This window comes from Martelella limonii (assembly GCF_013344475.1).
In the GTDB taxonomy this organism is placed as follows: Bacteria; Pseudomonadota; Alphaproteobacteria; order Rhizobiales; family Rhizobiaceae; genus Martelella; species Martelella limonii.
Genome location: NZ_JABUOU010000001.1, coordinates 359681 through 378332, shown reverse-complemented (window position 1 = coordinate 378332; position 18652 = coordinate 359681). Strand labels below are relative to the sequence as shown.

Annotated in this window: 19 protein-coding genes; 6 read left to right on the top strand and 13 right to left on the bottom strand. The window is 62.1% G+C overall.

Annotation, left to right across the window (positions count from 1 at the left end; all coding sequences use genetic code 11):
• Positions 1–19: 19 nt before the first annotated feature.
• The 4 genes from HPQ62_RS01800 to HPQ62_RS01785 all read left to right on the top strand — a co-directional run bounded on the left by HPQ62_RS01800 (position 20) and on the right by HPQ62_RS01785 (position 2905).
• Positions 20–490 carry a RidA family protein gene (locus HPQ62_RS01800; protein ID WP_174800791.1) on the top strand — a complete coding sequence of 157 codons (471 nt, stop codon included), beginning with the start codon at positions 20–22 and terminating at the stop codon, positions 488–490.
• Positions 487–1200, top strand: coding sequence for a glycerophosphodiester phosphodiesterase (locus HPQ62_RS01795; protein ID WP_174800790.1), 714 nt, complete (start codon positions 487–489; stop codon positions 1198–1200). Before HPQ62_RS01800 ends, HPQ62_RS01795 begins: the two co-directional genes overlap by 4 nt.
• A gap of 76 nt (positions 1201–1276) precedes the next feature.
• A complete protein-coding gene (locus HPQ62_RS01790; RefSeq protein WP_174800789.1) occupies positions 1277–2476 on the top strand; it encodes a GNAT family N-acetyltransferase in 1200 nt (399 codons plus the stop codon).
• A gap of 3 nt (positions 2477–2479) precedes the next feature.
• Positions 2480–2905, top strand: coding sequence for an HIT family protein (locus tag HPQ62_RS01785; RefSeq protein WP_174800788.1), 426 nt, complete (start codon positions 2480–2482; stop codon positions 2903–2905).
• A 144-nt stretch (positions 2906–3049) separates the two neighbouring features.
• On the opposite strand, the gene HPQ62_RS01780 is transcribed toward HPQ62_RS01785, so the two are convergent.
• The gene (locus HPQ62_RS01780; RefSeq protein WP_174800787.1) at positions 3050–6481 is read right to left on the bottom strand and encodes an ATP-binding protein; all 3432 of its coding nucleotides are present in this window, start codon (positions 6479–6481) and stop codon (positions 3050–3052) included.
• Between the two features lie 3 nt (positions 6482–6484).
• Positions 6485–7711, bottom strand: coding sequence for a metallophosphoesterase family protein (locus tag HPQ62_RS01775; protein WP_174800786.1), 1227 nt, complete (start codon positions 7709–7711; stop codon positions 6485–6487).
• A gap of 130 nt (positions 7712–7841) precedes the next feature.
• Here HPQ62_RS01775 and HPQ62_RS01770 point away from each other — a divergent pair, with 130 nt between their 5' ends.
• Positions 7842–8828, top strand: a complete 987-nt coding sequence (locus HPQ62_RS01770; RefSeq protein ID WP_174800785.1) for an aldo/keto reductase — start codon at positions 7842–7844, stop codon at positions 8826–8828.
• A gap of 18 nt (positions 8829–8846) precedes the next feature.
• Here HPQ62_RS01770 and recO read toward each other — a convergent pair whose 3' ends face one another.
• The 9 genes from recO to rpoZ all read right to left on the bottom strand — a co-directional run bounded on the left by recO (position 8847) and on the right by rpoZ (position 16097).
• The gene (gene recO, locus HPQ62_RS01765; RefSeq protein ID WP_174800784.1) at positions 8847–9578 is read right to left on the bottom strand and encodes a DNA repair protein RecO; all 732 of its coding nucleotides are present in this window, start codon (positions 9576–9578) and stop codon (positions 8847–8849) included.
• Between the two features lie 10 nt (positions 9579–9588).
• Positions 9589–10506: a GTPase Era gene (gene era, locus HPQ62_RS01760; protein WP_174800783.1), complete on the bottom strand. Its 918-nt coding sequence runs from the start codon at positions 10504–10506 to the stop codon at positions 9589–9591.
• Positions 10507–10573: 67 nt separating this feature from the next.
• The gene (gene rnc / locus HPQ62_RS01755; protein ID WP_174800782.1) at positions 10574–11269 is read right to left on the bottom strand and encodes a ribonuclease III; all 696 of its coding nucleotides are present in this window, start codon (positions 11267–11269) and stop codon (positions 10574–10576) included.
• Positions 11270–12016, bottom strand: a complete 747-nt coding sequence (lepB, locus tag HPQ62_RS01750; protein WP_174800781.1) for a signal peptidase I — start codon at positions 12014–12016, stop codon at positions 11270–11272. It abuts the gene before it with no gap.
• A 69-nt stretch (positions 12017–12085) separates the two neighbouring features.
• Positions 12086–12499, bottom strand: coding sequence for a holo-ACP synthase (gene acpS / locus HPQ62_RS01745; protein WP_174800780.1), 414 nt, complete (start codon positions 12497–12499; stop codon positions 12086–12088).
• 15 nt (positions 12500–12514) lie between these two features.
• Positions 12515–13045, bottom strand: coding sequence for a DUF2062 domain-containing protein (locus HPQ62_RS01740; RefSeq protein ID WP_342343661.1), 531 nt, complete (start codon positions 13043–13045; stop codon positions 12515–12517).
• A 105-nt stretch (positions 13046–13150) separates the two neighbouring features.
• On the bottom strand, positions 13151–13336 hold the full coding sequence (locus HPQ62_RS01735; protein WP_174800778.1) for a hypothetical protein: 186 nt from the start codon (positions 13334–13336) through the stop codon (positions 13151–13153).
• A 77-nt stretch (positions 13337–13413) separates the two neighbouring features.
• Positions 13414–15594 carry a RelA/SpoT family protein gene (locus HPQ62_RS01730; RefSeq protein ID WP_174800777.1) on the bottom strand — a complete coding sequence of 727 codons (2181 nt, stop codon included), beginning with the start codon at positions 15592–15594 and terminating at the stop codon, positions 13414–13416.
• 101 nt (positions 15595–15695) lie between these two features.
• On the bottom strand, positions 15696–16097 hold the full coding sequence (gene rpoZ, locus HPQ62_RS01725) for a DNA-directed RNA polymerase subunit omega (protein ID WP_174800776.1): 402 nt from the start codon (positions 16095–16097) through the stop codon (positions 15696–15698).
• Between the two features lie 280 nt (positions 16098–16377).
• Here rpoZ and HPQ62_RS01720 point away from each other — a divergent pair, with 280 nt between their 5' ends.
• Positions 16378–16956 carry a LabA-like NYN domain-containing protein gene (locus tag HPQ62_RS01720; protein ID WP_174800775.1) on the top strand — a complete coding sequence of 193 codons (579 nt, stop codon included), beginning with the start codon at positions 16378–16380 and terminating at the stop codon, positions 16954–16956.
• A gap of 153 nt (positions 16957–17109) precedes the next feature.
• On the opposite strand, the gene smpB is transcribed toward HPQ62_RS01720, so the two are convergent.
• Together smpB and dapA are read right to left on the bottom strand one after the other, a co-directional pair.
• Complete coding sequence (gene smpB, locus HPQ62_RS01715; protein ID WP_174800774.1) at positions 17110–17589, bottom strand: SsrA-binding protein SmpB; 480 nt, start codon at positions 17587–17589, stop codon at positions 17110–17112.
• A gap of 34 nt (positions 17590–17623) precedes the next feature.
• The gene (gene dapA / locus HPQ62_RS01710; RefSeq protein ID WP_174800773.1) at positions 17624–18505 is read right to left on the bottom strand and encodes a 4-hydroxy-tetrahydrodipicolinate synthase; all 882 of its coding nucleotides are present in this window, start codon (positions 18503–18505) and stop codon (positions 17624–17626) included.
• Between the last annotated feature and the right edge of the window lie 147 nt (positions 18506–18652).

Sequence of the window (18652 nt, the reverse complement as noted above, 5' to 3'; positions counted from 1 at the left end):
ACCATATCTGGAGCAGGAAATGCCGGATCCCATAGCCGAAAAACTGGAGGCGCTTGCGATCACGCTGCCGGAAGCTGCAGCGCCCGCCGCCAACTACGTGCCCTTCACGATTTCAGGCAACCTGCTCTATATCTCCGGCCAGTTGCCAATGGAGAACGACCAGATGGTCGCCAAAGGTCATCTCGGGAACACGGTTTCGCTCGAGGATGGTCAGAGGGCCGCGCGCGCCTGCGCCATCAACATCATTGCCCAGGCAAAAGCCGCCCTTGACGGCGACCTGACGCGGATCACCCGCATCCTGCGCATCAACGGCTTCGTTGCCTCGACGCCGGATTTCACGGATCAGCACCTCGTGATCAACGGCGCATCCAATCTCCTGGCCGAGGTTTTCGCAGATGCCGGAAAGCATAGCCGGGCCGCCGTCGGCATGGCATCGCTGCCGCTTGGCGCTGCCGTCGAGATCGATGCCATTCTGGAAATCGCGCCATGACCGCCTGGCTCACGGCCCATCCGATCGCCCATCGCGGCTATCATGATCTCAACGGCGCAATCTGGGAGAATACGCTTCCCGCCTTCCAGCGCGCGATCGATGCGGGCTTTGCGATCGAATGCGACATCCATCTTTCTGCCGATGGCGTGCCGATGGTGTTCCACGATGACGACCTGAAACGGCTTTGCGGCCGTGAGGGCGAGATCGAGGCGTTGACGGCTGCAGAGGCGCGGCAAGTCCCGGTTGGCGGCACGACGGCGACGATCCCTTCCCTGAGCGACCTTCTCGACGCCACGGCCGGAAAGGTTGCGCTGGTGATCGAGCTCAAATCCAGCAAGGCCGATCCCGCCGCCTTTGCCCGGGCCACGCTTGACGCGCTGGAAGATTATCGCGGCCCCGTCGCGCTGATGAGCTTCGACGCCGAAATCCTCTCCGCCCTGAAACAGGCTGGCAGCAGATTTCCGCTCGGCCTGACGGCCGAAGGCAGGGATGAGGATGCCATCGCCCGCCACCACGAAGCCTTTGCGATCGGCCTTGATTTCGTCTCCTATTATTACGATGATCTACCCAATGATTTCGTCACCGGGGCGAGAGCGAAGGGTGTGCCGGTCATCACCTGGACAGTCAGAAACGAAAAAGCCCGCGCCCACACGTTCCAGCATGCCGACCAGATGACCTTCGAGGGTTTTGATCCGCGCGAAAGCGCGTGACCGCAGCCTGATGGGAACCGGTCGAGGGTACGCAGCCTGAAAGGCTCCCGCCCGCAATCGCATTTTGAGAGAAGTCTTGAGCGAAAACCTGCAGATCCGGATCGAGAACAGCTTCGCCGATATCGACCGCGAAGCCTGGGACGGTCTTTCCTCCACCACGCCATCGCTTTCCGGCAGCGGGTTTTACAGCCCGTTCCTGTCGCATGCCTTCCTGTCGGCGCTGGAGGAATCTGGCTCGGCGACCGCCGAGACGGGCTGGCTCGGCCACCATCTGCTGCTTGAAACCGAAGAGGGTCGGCTGATCGGCGCGGTGCCCTGCTATCTCAAGAACCACAGCCAGGGCGAATACGTCTTCGATCACGGCTGGGCCGATGCCTTCGAACGGGCCGGCGGGCGCTATTATCCGAAGCTGCAGGCCTCCCTGCCCTTCACGCCGGCGACCGCGCCGCATCTTCTTGTCTGCGACGGCTATGATCGCGCGACCGTGGCAAAGGTTCTCGCCGAAGGCCTTGTAGCCGTCAACGACAGGCTCGGCGTCTCCTCCACCCATGTCACCTTCGTGCCGCAGACCGAAATTGGAACCTTCGAGGATGCCGGTTTCCTGCACCGCACGGACCAGCAGTTTCACTTCCTCAACCAAGATTATGAAAGCTACGACGCCTTCCTCGAAACGCTCGCCTCGCGCAAGCGGAAGGCGCTGAAGAAGGAGCGCCGGACCGCGCTCGAAGCGGGCATCACCATCGACTGGCTGACGGGCGCGGACCTGACGGAGGAAATCTGGGACCAGTTCTACGCCTTCTACATGGATACCGGCAGCCGCAAATGGGGCAGGCCCTATCTCACCCGTGCCTTCTACTCCCTGATCGGCGAGCGCATGGCGAGGGATATCCTGCTGGTCATGGCGAAGCGCGATGGCCGCTATATTGCCGGCGCGATCAATTTCATCGGCTCCGATACGCTCTATGGACGCCATTGGGGCTGCATCGAGGATCACCGCTTCCTGCATTTCGAGGTGTGCTACCATCAGGCGATCGATTACGCGATTGCCCATGGCCTGACGCGCGTTGAAGCCGGCGCGCAGGGCGAACACAAGCTTGCGCGCGGCTACCTGCCCGTCACCACCCATTCAGCGCACTACATCGCCCATGAAGGGCTGAGACGCGCTGTCGCCGACTTCCTTGACCACGAGCGCGAGGACGTCGCCAGGTTCAACGACATTCTCACCGATCACGGCCCCTACAGGAAGGCCGGCGGTGGCACCAACGAGGAGGACTGACCGATGGCCGACTATGATAACGACAACATCTTCGCCAAGCTCCTGAGAGGCGAAATCCCCTCGATCCGGCTTTACGAGGACGAGCATGCGGTGGCGATCATGGATGTCATGCCGCAGGCGCCGGGCCATGTCCTGGTGCTCCCGCGCGCGCCCTCCCGCAACCTGCTTGATGCGGATCCGCAGGCGCTGGCCAGGACGATTCCCGTCGTCCAGAAGCTTGCCCGCGCCGTGAAGACCGCCTTCGATGCCGATGGTGTCTATGTCGGCCAGTTCAACGAGGCCGCCGCCGGCCAGACCGTCTATCATCTCCACTTCCATGTGGTTCCGCGCCACGAGGGCGTCGAGATGAAGCGCCACAGCGACGGCATGGAAGACATGGACGTGCTGAAGGCGAATGCCGAGAAGATACGCGCGGCGCTGAAGGCCTGAACGACGCTGACGCGATACCGGAGCATGTGGACCGCCCTTGCGACGCACCTTTCCCGCGCGCCGCAAGGGCGGCTTTATGACTGATGAATCGCGTTTCTAATTCAATGATTTCAAACCATTGAACCAGAAAACCGAGAATCTGCCTCAAGCACTCTCGAGCATGATGATGTCTGCCGCATCGCCCAGCGCGCGTCTCGCAATGTCGATCATGCTCGTCTCGTGGGTGAACAGGATCGTCTGGAGACCCGACAGGCCGGCAAGGGCCGAGAGGCCTGCCGCACTGCGTTCGTCATCGAAGGTCTGGAAGATATCGTCGACGATCAGCGGCGGCGGTTCGTTGCGGCCGGCATAGTCCTCCAGAAATGCGAGTCTCAGCGCCAGATAGAGCTGGTCTCTGGTGCCGTCGCTGAGCCCCTCCACGGGAACATCTTCTCCCCCGAGGCGCCTTGCGGAAAGCACCAGCGCATCCTGCTCGCCATAAGCCTGAGACAGGCCCTCGAAGCGGCCACGGGTGAGCGTGCTGAAATGGCGGCTAGCGGCACCGAGGATCGGGTCGGCCCGGCCTTCGCGGTGACGCTCCATCGCGCCGTCGATCAGGCGTCCGGCGAGTTTCAGGACCACCCATTGCCGGGCAAGCGCTTGCGCCTCCGCCTCTGCCGACTGGCGATCAAAGGCGGCGGTCTCGCTGCCCTCGCCCGCCTCAAGCGCCTGCTTGCGGTGTCGAAGCGCGGTGCGCCGTTCACGCAGGGCTTCGATTTCCGCCTTGTCTTCCTCGCCATCGGCCTCCAGATGCTGAAGCTCCTGGCGGCAGCTCGCCTCATCCAGCGTTTGCGACAGCGTTCGGATATCGGCTTCCGATGCCCCTTCGGCGAGCGTTGCAAAGCGCTGGCGCGCCTCCAAAAGCGCGCGGCGCGCATCGGCACGGGCCGCAAGGCGCGCGGAAAGCCCTGTGGGCTGAACGCCGGCGGGCAGCGTCTCTGCAATCTGGCCAAGGCGTGCGTCGATCGCGGCGCGGGCTTGCCTTGTGCCGTCAAGCTCGCGGGAAAGGCGCTCCGCATTCTGTTTCAGCGTGGCCCGTTGCGCCGCGCGCGTGGCATGCTCGGCGACGCGCTCCGAAAGACGTTCGGCAATCCGCAGCGGCGGTTCGCCGGAAAGGTCCGGCGCCACCGCCGCACAAAACTGCAGAGCCGCGGCTTCGAAGTCTGAAATCCGCGCTTGGTCGATCTCGGCCTCCCTGGCAAGCCGATCCCGGGTGCTGAGCAGGGATGGCAGCGAGGCCCAGAGCGAAAGCGCTTCGGACGCGCCTTCGAGGCCCGTTTCCGGCGGCAATCCGACGCTTTGCAGACTTTCGGCAAAACGCGCGGCCACGGTTGCCTCCTCGCGCTCAAGGCGCTCCACCTCCGCCATGGCCTTTTCAATCGCCTGTCGCGCAGCCTTGAGCGCCCCCTCATGCTCGCGTGCCTCGGCCCAGCGCTCTGCGAGACGGTTCAGGTCTGCCTCCACCGCGCGCGCCAGAGCGCTGAGCGGCAGCGTGCTGTCGCTGCCAAGCTCCGCCGCAAGCCTGCCGAGCGCTTCAAGAAGGAGGTCATTCCTGCGCGACAGAATTTGCAGCCGGTCATCAAGCGCCGAGAGTGCCGTGCGCGAATCGAGAAGCTGCTCGACTCTCTGAAGCCATTCCAGCATGATCTCCGGTGTCGCAGGCATCACATCCAGCGCGGAAAACAGCGCGGCATAGGCCTTCTCGCCCGACGCCAGCGCCGCCGCAGCTTCGGCGCGCCTTGTCTCCGCCTCGGCGCGCCGCGCCTTCTCGCCGTCGAGCCTGCGCAGATTGTCGGCGTGACGCGCCACCCGCTCGGCATCATCCAGCGCGCTGTCTGCGAGATCATCGGCAGCACGAACGGCGGCGGCATAGCCCGCTGCATCGCCGCTTTCGCCAAGCTGCGAAAACAGTTGGTCACGCCGGGCGCGGGCGGCAGAGATTCTGTCCCGGGTCGGAACCGGACCGGCTTTTCGGTCGCCAGCAATCAGCCCTTCCAGACGGGTGCATTCCTCGCTGATCGCCGCAAGCGCCGTCTCGGCCTGAGAAAGCGCGTCATGCGCCGCTGCCAGCCGGTCACGCGAGGCCTTCAGCTCTTCACGGGCCGGAAGTGCCGATCGCTTCAGCGACATGATATCGCCGGGCTGAGGCCGGAGCCGCTCCGCATCATCGAGAAGCTGACGCGCCTTGTCGGCACGCTCGACCTCCAGCGCGTCCGCCTCCCGCATGCCGGCAAGATCGTCACGAAGCGCTTCATACGCCCGACGAAGCGGCGCGGGGTCGCGCAGATGGCCGTCGCCGTGCTGCTCTTCGAGCCGCATGAGGGCGTCGCGGTTGCGGTCCAGCCCCTCTCTTGCGGCCCGGCGCGCGCGCCGCTGCTCCCGCAGGTTCTCGACCGTCGCCTCAAATTGAGAGCGCAAGATACTGTTTGGAAGACGCTTTTCCAAGTCTTCTATCGACGGGAAACCGAGCTTCATGGCGGCAGAGCGCAGCGCATCCTCCGCTTCACGAAGGCCATGCTGACGCGCAGGAAGGGCGTCGAGCGCCTGTTCGTAGAGCCCGCTGTCCCTTTGAAGGTTCCCGATTGCGGCACGCTGGACGAGCAGTTCCTCATCGACAACCAGCGCGGCAAGCTCGGCCTCCGCAGCCTCAAGCCGGGCGGTCAAGGCGGCGATCGCCTCATCTGCGCGCGCGCCATCGACTTCGAGTGTCGCAAGCTCGGAGGCAAGTCCATCGTCCACGCCGGCGATCGCTTCAAACTGATCGAGCGCGGCGCGGTGACCGTCGATCTCCGCCAGAAAGGTCCTCAACCGCTGCAGGCGCTGCAATTCGTCAACGCGGCGCTGGCGCTTGAGCTGGCGCTCCTCCACGGCAGCGAACTGATCGCCAATGTCGCGCTCCTCTTTCAGAAGCGCGTTCCAGTCGCTGGCATTGAGCTGGCGCTCACGTTCGGCCTTGCGGGCCTCGTCATAGCGATCGAGCGCCTGATAGAAGCTGCGGCTCTGCGACTTGCGCGGCGCGTAGATCGAATCCGCCTCGCGCGACAGGGCATCGCTTGCCGCGCGCAGGCCTGTCAGCCCGGACGCTGCCGAAAACAGGATCTGGCCGATCTCGCCGCCATCGGCCAGCATCTCCCGCCCACCCTGCACTAGCCGCTCGGAGTTCAGCGCGAAGGCGCGCTCGAATACCATCTGCTCCATCACGCCGAGGAACGGGCTGAGAGCGTCGTCGTTGAGCGGTTTTTCGCTATCGGGTTCAAGAAGCGTATTCTTGTCGCCGCGGCGCCTTCGGAAGGAAAGGCGCATCCCCTCCTTGTTCTCGATCGTGGCGCCGATCCTGAGGTCTGCGGCCTTGTGGGCGAAATCGAAGCCGATCCTGCGGGGAAAGCCGAACAGGAGATCCGAAAAGGCGGAAAGCGCAGAGGATTTCCCAGCCTCGTTCGGACCATAGACGATATGCAGTCTGGCATCGCGCCGGAACGGGATGGTCCGGTCTGTGAAATGGCCGTAGCGCATGAGATCGAGCGACAGGAAGCGCATGAATCAGTTCTCCAGCCGCGCAGCAAGAATGGCGCGGGCCTCGGCCAGGAGCGCGTCATACCCGTCCGGAAACGCCAGATCCCTGGCCGCGATCCCGCCGGGCAGCTTCACGGCGATCTCCTCGATCAGCCCCTCGATCTCGACGGCGATCGCATCATTGCCGGCAATCGCATCGATCATGGCGGTGATGTCGAGATCGCTTTCCTCGGCTTTCGGCTTTTCCGGAGGCACAAGCGCGATCACCAGCTTCTCAAGCCAGAGATCGGCATGAACCCGCTGACAGGCCGCCTGCAGGTCATCATGCCATTCAGCGTGGGCTGCGATCATCCGGTTGGCATCCTCGTGAACGCCGGCAAGTCTGAGGCGCAGCGCCACTGGACGCTCGTCCGCCTCTTCTGCGATGCCGCCGAGGACTCTCTCCACCGCCTGAAGGATATCGCTCTCGCGCATGTCGGGCGTCACCATCACCTCGACCATCTCGAAGCGCGCGCGATCCAGCGTCAGTCGCTCATAGCGCGCAACGCCATCCTCGACCGTCACCAGCACAGCCCCCTTGGCGCCCGTCTCGCGAATATTGCGGCCTTGCAGATTGCCGGGATAGATCGTCAGCGGTTCGCGCGAGACCTCCTCAAAGGCATGAACATGGCCGAGCGCCCAGTAATCATAACCGCGCGAGGCAAGATCTGCCGGCGTGCACGGGGCATAGACGGCATGCGGCGGACGGCCGGAGAGCGAAGTGTGGAGCACGCCGATGTTGAAATGCCCTGGAACCGCCGGCGGGTAGGAAAGCGCCAGATTGTCGCTTGCCACGCGCTCTGCAAAGCCCTGACCGTGGAGTGCAACCTTGAGGCTTTCGATGATGTAGGTCTCGGGCTTGCGCGTCGAGAACTCGTTCACGCCCGCTGGCATGGCGATGGTGCGGGTGACGATGCTTTCCGCATCGTGATTGCCGCGCAGAAAGTAGACCGGGATAGCGGCGCGCGAGAGCCGCGCGATCTCGCGGTTGAAGAACAGGCCGATGCTGTTGTCGCGCCACGCCCCGTCATAGACATCGCCCGCGATCACCATGAAATCGACGCCGCGCGCGATCGCGACATCGATCAGCGCCGTGAAGGCGTCGCGGCCGGCGGCGGCGAAGCGCTCTGCAATCTGGCGGTCTTTCAGCGCCAGGCCGGAAAGCGGACTTCCCAGGTGCAGATCGGCGGCATGGATGAAGCGGAAGCTGGTCAATCGTCCCTCATTTGTAATCTCGCCTCAAAGGGGTAAAAGAGTTTCCGATATCACATCAACCCCGAAGCGCCGATGCCGCGCTTTATCCCGTCCCATTTCGCGTGGATGGCAGCTGAAACCGGAGGAACACATGCACTATCACAATTTCGGCCGCACCGGACGGCCGGTCTCGAACGTCGGATTCGGCGCTTGGCAGATCGGCGGCGACTGGGGATCGGTCAGCGAGGATGACGGCCGTCAGGCCCTCAACGCCGCCCTTGATTCGGGAATCAACTTCATCGACACCGCAGACGTCTATGGCGATGGCCGCTCGGAAAAGATCGTGGCCGATGTGCTGGCAAGCCGCGGCGGCGAAAAGCCCTTTGTTGCCACCAAGGCCGGCCGCAGGCTGAACCCGCACACCGCCGAGGGCTACAATCTCGAAAATCTCGAAGCCTTCGTCGACCGCAGCCTGAATAACCTCAGGATGGAGCGGCTCGATCTGGTCCAGCTCCACTGCCCGCCGACCGAGGCCTTCTACCGCCCCGACGTCTTCGAAGCGCTCGACACGCTGAAGTCCAAGGGCAAGATCGCCGAATACGGCGTCAGCGTCGAAAAGGTCGAGGAAGCGCTGAAGGCGATCGAGTATCCGGGCGTCGCCAGCGTCCAGATCATCTACAACATCTTTCGCCAGCGCCCGGCCTCGCTGTTCTTCAAGGAAGCAAAGCGCCGGAATGTCGCCGTGATCGTGCGCGTGCCGCTCGCAAGCGGCCTTCTGTCCGGAAAGATCACCCGCGACACCGCCTTTGACAGCTCCGACCACCGCAACTTCAACCGCAATGGCGAGGCCTTCGATGTCGGCGAGACCTTTGCGGGCGTGCCGTTCGAGATCGCGCTCGATGCCGTGGAAGAGGTGCGCAAGCATGTGCCGGGCGGCACCGCCATGGCCGCTTTCGCGCTGCGCTGGATCCTGATGAACGAGGCCGTCACCGTCGCCATTCCCGGCGCGCGCAACGCCGAGCAGGCAAAGGCAAATGCCAGCGCCTCCGACCTTCCGGCAATCAGCGCCAACGTGATGAGCGCGATGGAGGAGATCTATCGCAGCCGCATCGCAGCCCACGTTCACCAGCGCTGGTAGCACACGGCGCTGGGCGCCTCAGGCGTCCAGCGCTTTCAGCGTGGCCTGGATGAAACTCTCGCGCGCCGTGTCCGGCTTGATGCCGCGCGGCTCGTAGACGTGGCGGTCGAGAAAGAACCCGGTCAGGCGAAAGCCTGCCATCAGGTCCTCCCGCTCGGCCGCCGCATTGATGTCGGCACGCAGGAACAGCGGCATGGCGAGCATGCGGTCCGCATAGGGCGTCCCGGCGATGCGCGAGACCGCGCGGCCGGTCTTTGGCGACACGAAGGCCAGATCGCTGGTCTCACCGCTTGCGGCGCAGCGCGCCAGATCAAGGCCGAAGCCGAGTTCGTTGAGGATCGCAAGCTCGAAGCGGACGAACAATTCTCCCGCGGCACTGGTATCGTCGAGATGGGCGATGATGACTTCCATCGCCTCGCAGAGGCTGCGGTGAGGATCGCGCTCCGGCAACAGCCTGAGCAGCGCCGCCATCGCCTGCACGCCGTGGAGCGCGGGCGCCGACAGCATCAGAAGCGCTGCCCGCTGCTCGATCGGCTCCACCCTGAATTCGCCGAGATGTTCCGAAAGCCGCGCCCGCCAGTGGAGCGAAACGCGGTTGCCGGGCTGCAGCACGGGCCGCATGGATCGCGAGCGCCCGCCGCGCACCATGCCAAGATGACGGCCGTGATCGAGCGTCATGACCTCGGCAATCACGCTGGTCTCGCCATGACGGCGGCTGCCCAGAACAATGCCCTCATCCTGCCATTCCACGCCAGCAACCTCAGTCGGAGTAGTCGAGCCCGATTTCGCGGTAACGCGCGGGATCGTCGCCCCAGTTTTCCCGCACCTTGACGAACAGGAACAGGTGAACCGGCTGATCAAGGATTTCCGACAACTCCTTGCGCGCATTCATGGAAATTGCCTTGATGGCATCGCCGTTGCGGCCGAGCGCAATCTTCTTCTGGCTGTCGCGCTCGACATAGATCACCTGCTCGATCCTGACCGAGCCATCCTTCCGCTCTTCCCATTTTTCGGTCTCGACATGGGAGGAATAGGGAAGCTCCTGATGCAGCCGGAGGAACAGTTTCTCGCGGGTGATTTCGGCAGCAAGCTGGCGCATCGGCAGATCGGAAATCTGGTCTTCCGGATAATACCACGGACCTTCCGGAAGCCGCTTGGCAAGGAAATTCATCAGGTCGTCGCAGCCTGAACCATTGGTGGCCGAAATCATGAAGGTCTGCTCGAAATCGACGGCCTCATTGGCGGCGGAGGCAAGCTTCAAAAGGTCCTCGTGCCGCACCCGGTCGATCTTGTTCAGGACCAGGATCTTCGGCTGGCGAACCTCCTTCAGGCCTTCCAGAATGGCTTCCGCATCGCCCTTCAGCCCACGCTCGCTGTCGACCAGCAGCATGATCACATCGGCATCGCGCGCGCCGTTCCAGGCCGCCATCACCATGGCGCGGTCAAGCCTGCGGCGCGGCTTGAAGATGCCGGGCGTATCCATGAACACGATCTGCGTCCGGTCGTGGATGGCGATGCCGCGCAGCATGGCGCGCGTCGTCTGCACCTTGTGGCTGACGATCGTGACCTTGGCGCCGACAAGCCGGTTCACAAGGGTGGATTTGCCCGCATTGGTGGGGCCGATCAGGGCGACAAAGCCGGAGCGCGTCGGATCAAGCGTGATTTCAGTTTCGGTCATGGCAAACTCCTGCGGCGCGGCGCTAACGGCGCGGCCCGCATCCTATCATAATTGGAATGGCGAGGGCTCAGTTTTCGGCAGCCCACACGCCCTCACGTTCCAGCAGACGCGTCGCGGCCACCTGTTCGGCGGCACGCTTGGAACGGTCGACGCCGACTTCGGGCTCGACGCCCTCAACGCTCACCTTGACCGTGAAGCGCGGTTCGTGGTCGGGGCCGGAGCGGTCTTCGACGGTATAGACCGGCGTCTTGCCGAAGCGGGCATGCGCCCATTCCTGCAACTCCGTCTTGGCATCGCGGCGCAGCTCGAGGCCGTCTTCGAAAAGCGGCTGCCAGTAGGTTTCGATGAAGCTGCGCGCCGGCGCCATGCCGCCTTCAAGGTAGATCGCGGCAATCACGCTTTCCACCACGTCGGCGCGAATCGACAGCACCCGCTTGCCGGTCAGCTTCTTGACGTCCTGCCCGGTCTTGATGAAGCGGTGCAGCGAAAGGTCATCGGCCACGCGCGCGCAGGCTTCCGCGCTGACGAGCTGATTGAGCCGCACCGAGAGCTCGCCCTCGCTTGCGCCCGGAAACAGGCGGAACAGATTCTCGGCAATCACGAGACCGAGAACGCGGTCTCCCAGAAACTCGAGGCGCTCGTAATTGCCCTCCTTGCCGTTGCGCGCGCTCGAATGGGTGAGCGCGCGGGCAAGACGGGATCTGTCATCGGCCGGAAAGCCGATCAGCTCTGCGAAGGCCTCTACTGTACTCTTGTCGGCCATTCAGCCACCGATGACCTTGAAGATGCGGTCCCAGCGCATGTTGAACGGCCACTTCCAGATCTCGGCGAACGACGTATCATTGCCGAGCGAGAAGAAGATCAGGCTGGCACGGCCGATCAGGTTCTCCGCCGGCACGAAGCCGACATCGAAACGGCTGTCGAGCGAATTGTCGCGGTTGTCGCCCATCATGAAGTAATGGCCTTCGGGCACGATGAACTCGCGGGTATTGTCGCCTGGCGAACCACGCATCTCGTCCAGCGTGTCGTAGCTGACGCCATCCGGCAGCGTTTCCTTGAAGACCGGAATGTTGCGGCCCGGATCGCGCCTGTAGTCGGATGTAAAGGTGCCATCCGCAGTGCGGGGCACCGGCTGGTCATTGAGATAGAGAATACCGTCCTTGACCTGGACCCGGTCGCCCGGGAGCCCGATCACGCGCTTGATGTAGTCGACCGAAGGATCCGGCGGATAGCGGAACACCACGACATCGCCGCGATCCGGCGACCTGCCGAAGATGCGGCCTTCGAACAGGTCCGGCGAGAACGGGAGCGAATAGCGCGAATAGCCGTAGGAAAACTTGTTCACGAACAGATAGTCGCCGACGAGAAGGGTCGGCATCATCGAACCTGAGGGGATCGTGAAAGGCTGAAACAGGAATGTTTTGATCACGATCGCAAGCAGCAGCGCCTGCACGATGACCTTCACATTGCTCCAGAGCGAGCTTTCCTGTTTTTCTTCTTTTTCAGACACGCAGTGCTTCCTTTTGCTCACCCGTTTTGCCTAGAGCTTTATCCGCTTCGTGGTAACCGGGCAATGAATTTAAGAGGATTCGGGCCCTGCTTGCACCGCCTCGATGATCACGAAGGCCTGGGCGAGCGGATAATCGTCGGTGATGGTCACGTGGATGCGTGCGTCGTGCCCTGCGGGCATCATCTTCTTAAGATGGTTGGCTGCCCCGCCCGTCAGCTTCATCGTCGGCTTGCCACCGGGCAGGTTGACCACGCCCATGTCCTTCCAGAAGACGCCCTGGGCGATGCCGGTGCCAAGCGCCTTGGAACAGGCTTCCTTGGCCGCAAACCGCTTGGCATAGGAGGCCGCGCGGTTGCGCCTGCGGTCGGATTTGGCGCGTTCGATATCGGTGAAGCAGCGGGCGGTGAACCGCTCGCCGAACCGTTCGATCGTCTTTTCAACGCGCCTGATGTCGATCAGATCACTGCCAAGCCCCACTATCATCTCAACCTTCTCCGCTCAGTTGTGCGATCCGTTCACCGACGCGCTGCGCTCCAGTTCCGCCTGACGCGCGGCAATCATCGCCTGACGGCGCTGCTGGAAGGATCTGACCGCGATATAGGTCGCAGCATAGGACGCCCCGCCTGTGATCAGCCCGGGAATGATGGCGCCGACCAGCATGGGCTCCAGCAGCGGTCCCCAGATCTCGGAAAGATGGAACTCCTTCACCTGCGCCGCAAGGTTGATATGGTCTCGGCCCTCGGCGCTGCGTCCCAGAAGAAAACTGCCGATCTTCCAAGTGGACAGCCAGATGAACGGGAAGGTCAGCGGGTTTCCGAAGGCGGTGCCCAGGGCGGCTGCAAAGAAATTGCCGCCGAAAAGGAAAGCGATCGCGAAGGCGGAAACGAAATGGAGCCCGAGAAGCGGAGTCCAGGATACGATCACGCCCGCCGCAATTCCCATGGCGATCGCATGCGGGGTGCCGCGCAGGCGGACGGTGCGGTGGTAGATATAGACCGGTGCCCGCCAGATGCCCTTTTGGGGCCACACGGCGCTGCGGAATCGCTGCCAAAAACTTGCCGGAGAACGTCTCTTGAAAAGCATGGCCCAGTTTCGACAGGTGAGCGCGCGAATGCAAGCGCGATCTGTTGATCGTCAGTCCGAAGTTACGCGTCTGCGCGCCTCGGGATCGTCATCGACCTGGTAGTCTGCAGGTTTCGGTCGCTCAGGATCGAAATTCTCGTCGATGTTGTCGAAGACATGCTTCATGCCTTCTGCCTCGGTTTCGCTCACCTTCGGCTGCGTGAAACGCTTGAAGAAGTCGCGGATACCATCCCACATGCTATTCCTGCCTTTCGTCGGTTTCAAAGGTTAGACGCAGCGGGAGGTGAAATGTTCCATGTCGAAAGAGGCGGTTTTCAGGCAAATTCCCGTTTGACCGTGGCAACGCAATCGAGCGCCTTCAGCTGGTTGATCGTCTGCGTCAACTGCCGGAGATCCCAGACTTCCATATCCATCTCGACCTCGGCGAAATCCTCGGCAATGACATCCATGCGGATTGAGCGGATATTGACGTCGAGCGTGGCGATGGTGGACGTAATGCGCGCAAGCGTTCCGGGCTCGTTCAGCACATTGACGCCCAAGCGGGCAAGGAAGCGCTTGTCATTGGTCGAATCAATATCCCAGCGGATATCGATCCACCGGTCCGGCTGGTCCTCGTACTGTTGCAGACCGGGCGACTGGATCGGATAGACCGTGATGCTGCCGTCATCTTCGGTAATGCCGACGATCCGGTCCCCGGGCACGGCGCCCGACGGTGAAAACCGGACGATGGCAGCGCCGTTCAGGCCCCTGAGCGGAACGCCCGTCTCGCCCTCGCCTTCCGGGAGACGGAAAGCCATGCCCGCACCTTTGGGAAGGCTCACCCACCCATCTTCCGGGCTCGGCTTGATGGTGACCCGCTCATCCTTGTGATCGGGGAACACCGCTTTCAGCACATCGCTCGAGGACAGCTCGTTGCGGCCGACGGCGGCAATGACATCCTCGACATCGCTCTGGCCCAGCCGGTGCAGGACGCTTGCCAGCACTTCGCGGGAGAAGGTCTTGCCGGAGCGCGCGAATGTCCGCTCCAGGATCCGGTAGCCAAGGCCGCTATACTGTTTGCGGATCGCGGCCCGCGTCGCGCGCCGGATTGCAGCCCGCGCCTTGCCGGTGACCACGATGCCTTCCCAGGCCGGCGGCGGAACCTGCACGCCGGAGCGGATGATCTCGACCTCGTCGCCATTGTTGAGGCGGGTGACGAGCGGCATCATCCGGCCGTTGACCTTGGCGCCAACGCAGGTATCGCCGATATTGGTATGCACCGCATAGGCAAAGTCGATCGGGGTCGCGTCCTTCGGGAGCGCGATCAGCTGGCCCTTGGGCGTGAAGCAGAAAACCTGATCCTGAAACAGTTCAAGCTTGGTGTGCTCCAGAAACTCTTCGGGACTGTCGCCTTCGGCGAGCGCTTCGATGGTCTTGCGGAACCACGAGAACACGTTGGTCTCGTCACCGCCGGCCTTGCGGCCTTCCTTGTAGAGAGAATGGGCGGCAATACCGTATTCGGCGACGTCATGCATCGCCCTCGTGCGGATCTGCAGCTCGATACGCTGGCGCAGCGGCCCCACGATCGTGGTGTGCAGCGACTGGTAGCCGTTCTGCTTCGGGTTGGAGATATAGTCCTTGAACCGCTCCGGCACCATGCGCCAGCGGGTGTGAACGAAACCGAGCGCGCGGTAGCAGCTTTCAAGCTCATCGACGATGATGCGGAAACCGTAGAGATCGGACATCTGCTCGAAGGAGAGCGACTTCGACTGCATCTTGTTGAAGATCGAGAATGGCTTCTTCAGCCGACCCTTGACCTTGACGCCCTCCAGGCCATGTTCGGTCAGCAGCGCCCTCAGCTCGTCCTCGATGCTCTTGACCAGCGCCTTGTTCTGGCCCGAGAGATCCTCGAGCTTGTCCTTTATGGTCTGATAGGCTTCCGGATTGATGTACTGGAAGGACAGGTCCTCCAGCTCCTCACGCATGTCCTGCATGCCCATGCGGCCGGCAAGCGGCGCATAGATTTCCATCGTCTCCTCGGAAATCCGGCGGCGTTTGTCAGCACGCATGTAATAGAGCGTGCGCATGTTGTGGAGCCGGTCGGCCAGCTTGACCAGCAGCACGCGAACATCGTCGGCGACGGCCAGAAACAGCTTGCGCAGGTTTTCCGCCTGCTGCGCCTTGCGCGATACCAGGTCTAGGCGCTTGATCTTGGTAAGTCCCTCGACGAGCGCTCCGATCTCGTCACCGAAAAACGCATCGATCTCGGCCCGCGTGGCGGATGTGTCCTCGATCGTGTCATGAAGCAGAGCAACAGCGATCGTCGACTCATCCATGTGGAGTTCGGTCAGGATCGCAGCCACTTCGAGCGGATGGGAAATATAGGGGTCGCCGCTTGCGCGCTTCTGGCGGCCATGCTTCTGCATGGCATAGACATAGGCCTTGTTCAGCAGAGCGATGTCGGCATCAGGCTTATATTTCTGTACCCGCTCAACGAGTTCGTATTGCCGCATCATGGCTGAGTGACCGGGCCCGTCGGGGGCGCATTGCGGGTGATTTCAGCGCCCGCCAGAAATGAAAAGAGCGGCGCGGGGCCAAAGCCCCGCTGCCGGCAATATCAGTAGTCGTCGCCTTTTTCCGGCGGAACCAGGCCCTCGATGCCGGCACGAAGCTCTTCTTCGGACATCTGGTCGAAGGGGATGGCATCCGGCATGTCCGGACGCTCGGCGCCTTCGCCTGCATCCTCATCGGCCGCGGAGCTGGCCGAGGTATCGGCTTCCGGCTCGTCCACTTCAACATGACGCTGGAGCGAATGGATCAGGTCTTCCTTCAGATCGTCGGGCGAAAGGGTCTCGTCCGCGATTTCCCGAAGGGCGACGACCGGGTTCTTATCATTGTCGCGGTCGACGGTGATCTGGGCGCCCTGGGAGATGAGACGCGCACGGTGCCCTGCAAGCAGAACAAGATCAAACCGGTTGTCGACTTTGTCGATACAGTCTTCAACTGTGACACGAGCCATTGACTGTCCTTTTAGGAGATTTGTTTGGAAAGGCACCTCATAAAGCGTCCGCGACAGGAATTCAAGGGCGCAAATCACATAGCAAGCGGCACTATAGATTGCGAACGGTTCCGAGACTTGAAAAACTTTCGATTGAATTCGATATCAGGTGTGACTAAATCGAGACCTAGTTATAAATTTAGCGGGCACCAATTCTGGATGTCGGCGTTAGGCCTTTTATAGCCTCCGCGAGTTTGAGAACGGCGGCGGCACACTCGGTTTTCATTGAGGATAATGTTTAATGTTTGATCCGCGCGAGAAAATTGCGCTCTTCATTGATGGTGCGAACCTCTACGCAGCATCGAAGAGTCTCGGCTTTGATATCGACTACCGCAGATTGTTGAAGACTTTTCAGGGCAAGGCCTATCTGTTGCGCGCCTATTATTACACAGCGCTAATAGAAGACCAGGAATATTCCTCGATCCGTCCGCTCATCGACTGGCTCGACTACAATGGGTATAAGGTCGTGACCAAGCCCGCCAAGGAGTTTACCGATTCCATGGGTCGCAGGAAGATCAAGGGCAATATGGATATAGAGCTTGCGATCGACGCCATGGAACAGTCAGCGACTGTCGACCATCTCGTGATCTTTTCCGGCGACGGCGATTTTACCACGCTCGTCGAAGCGCTGCAGCGAAAAGGCCGCAAGGTTTCGGTCGTCTCGACCATGGCGACCCAGCCGCCGATGATTGCCGACGACCTGCGCCGCCAGGCCGATCACTTCATCGATCTTGTGACGCTGAAGGCAGAGGTCGGGCGCGAACAGGCAGAGCGCCACCAGCGCACCGCCGAAGTGGTGGAATCCGACTTCGACGACTGACCGGCGGCCGATCCATTTGGCAGGTTCGTTTTTTTGCTGGGTGGACTCTGGTGCCCGTTGGCCGCTCCGGGAGGAACGATCCCGCTTCGGCTGAGCCCAGGTCGCAGGGTATATCCGCAACCAGACGAGCCGAACAGCTGACCGCCAAGGCGGTCAGCCCATGTTTTTCAGCAAGCGGCTCTTCTCCCGGTTCCAGTCCCGCTTCTTTTCCGTCTCGCGCTTGTCGTGAAGCTTCTTGCCCTTGCCGAGCGCAAGCTCAAGCTTGGCCCTGCCGCGATCGTTGAAATAGAGCTTCAGCGGGATCAGCGTCATGCCTTCACGGTTGACGGCGGAGCGCAGCCGGTTGATCTCGCGCTTGCCGAGCAGGAGCTTCCTGCGGCGGCGCGGTTCGTGGTTGAAGCGGTTGCCCTGGAGATATTCCGGCAGATAGGAATTGATCAGCCACATCTCGCCATCCTCGTCCGAAGCGTAGGATTCCGCGATATTGGCCTTGCCTTCGCGCAGCGATTTCACCTCGGTACCCGTCAGCACCAGACCCGCCTCAAGCGTGTCGATGATTTCGTAGTTGAACCGCGCCTTGCGGTTTTCGGCGACGATGTTCTTGCGCTCGCCCTTGCTGCCTTTCGGAGCCATTACAATCTTCCAGTCTGCAAACCGCCGGGCGCGGTCAACCCAAAAGCCCGGCGTGCTTCAATGCCGCGTCGATCTCGGCGGCTGTCTTTTCTTCCACCGGCATCAGCGGCAGACGGACCGTATCGCTCATTCGACCGATCCGCTTCAGGGCGTATTTAGTGCCGCAGACACCCGGTTCAAGAAACAGCGCGCGATGGAGCGGCATCAGCTTGTCCTGATATTCCAGCGCCTTGGCGAAATTTCCCGCCAACAGCGCATTCTGGAACTCGGCACAGAGCTTCGGCGCCACATTGGCGGTGACCGAAATGGCGCCGACGCCGCCCTGCGCTGCAAAGCCGAGCGCCGTCGCATCCTCGCCCGAAAGCTGGATGAAATCCTTGCCGCACGTCATGCGCTGCTCGGAGACACGCTCGAGCTTGGCGGTCGAATCCTTGACGCCCACAATGTTGGAATGCGCCTTGACCAGCGCGCCCATCGTTTCCGGAAGGAGATCGATCACCGAACGCGGCGGGATATTGTAGATGATGATCGGCAGCTTGACCGCTTCGGCGATCGCCGAGAAATGGGCAAACAGGCCGCGCTGGGTCGGCTTGTTGTAATAGGGCGTCACCACAAGCAGCGCATCCGCACCCGCCTTTTCGGCGTGCAGCGCAAGCTCGATCGCTTCGCGTGTGTTGTTGGAGCCTGCACCGGCGATCACCGGAACGCGTCCGGCAACCACTTCCACGCAGAGATCGACCACCCGTTTGTGCTCGGCATGGCTGAGTGTCGGACTTTCGCCGGTGGTACCGACCGGTGACACGCCATGGCTGCCCTCGCCGATCTGCCAGTCGACATGCGCGGCAAAGGCCTGCTCGTCGACAGCGCCATCGGCTGTGAAGGGCGTAACAAGGGCGGGTATGGACCCCTTGAACATGCAGATTCTCCTGGCGGCCTTCATTTTAAAGCCGCATTCCTGTTATCAAATCGGGCGCACCATAATGCCGGACATAGGGCACTGCAAGCATTTGCGTTCGGTGGTTGATCAGCGGCATTTGTGATATGTATTAAAGCGTTCTTAACC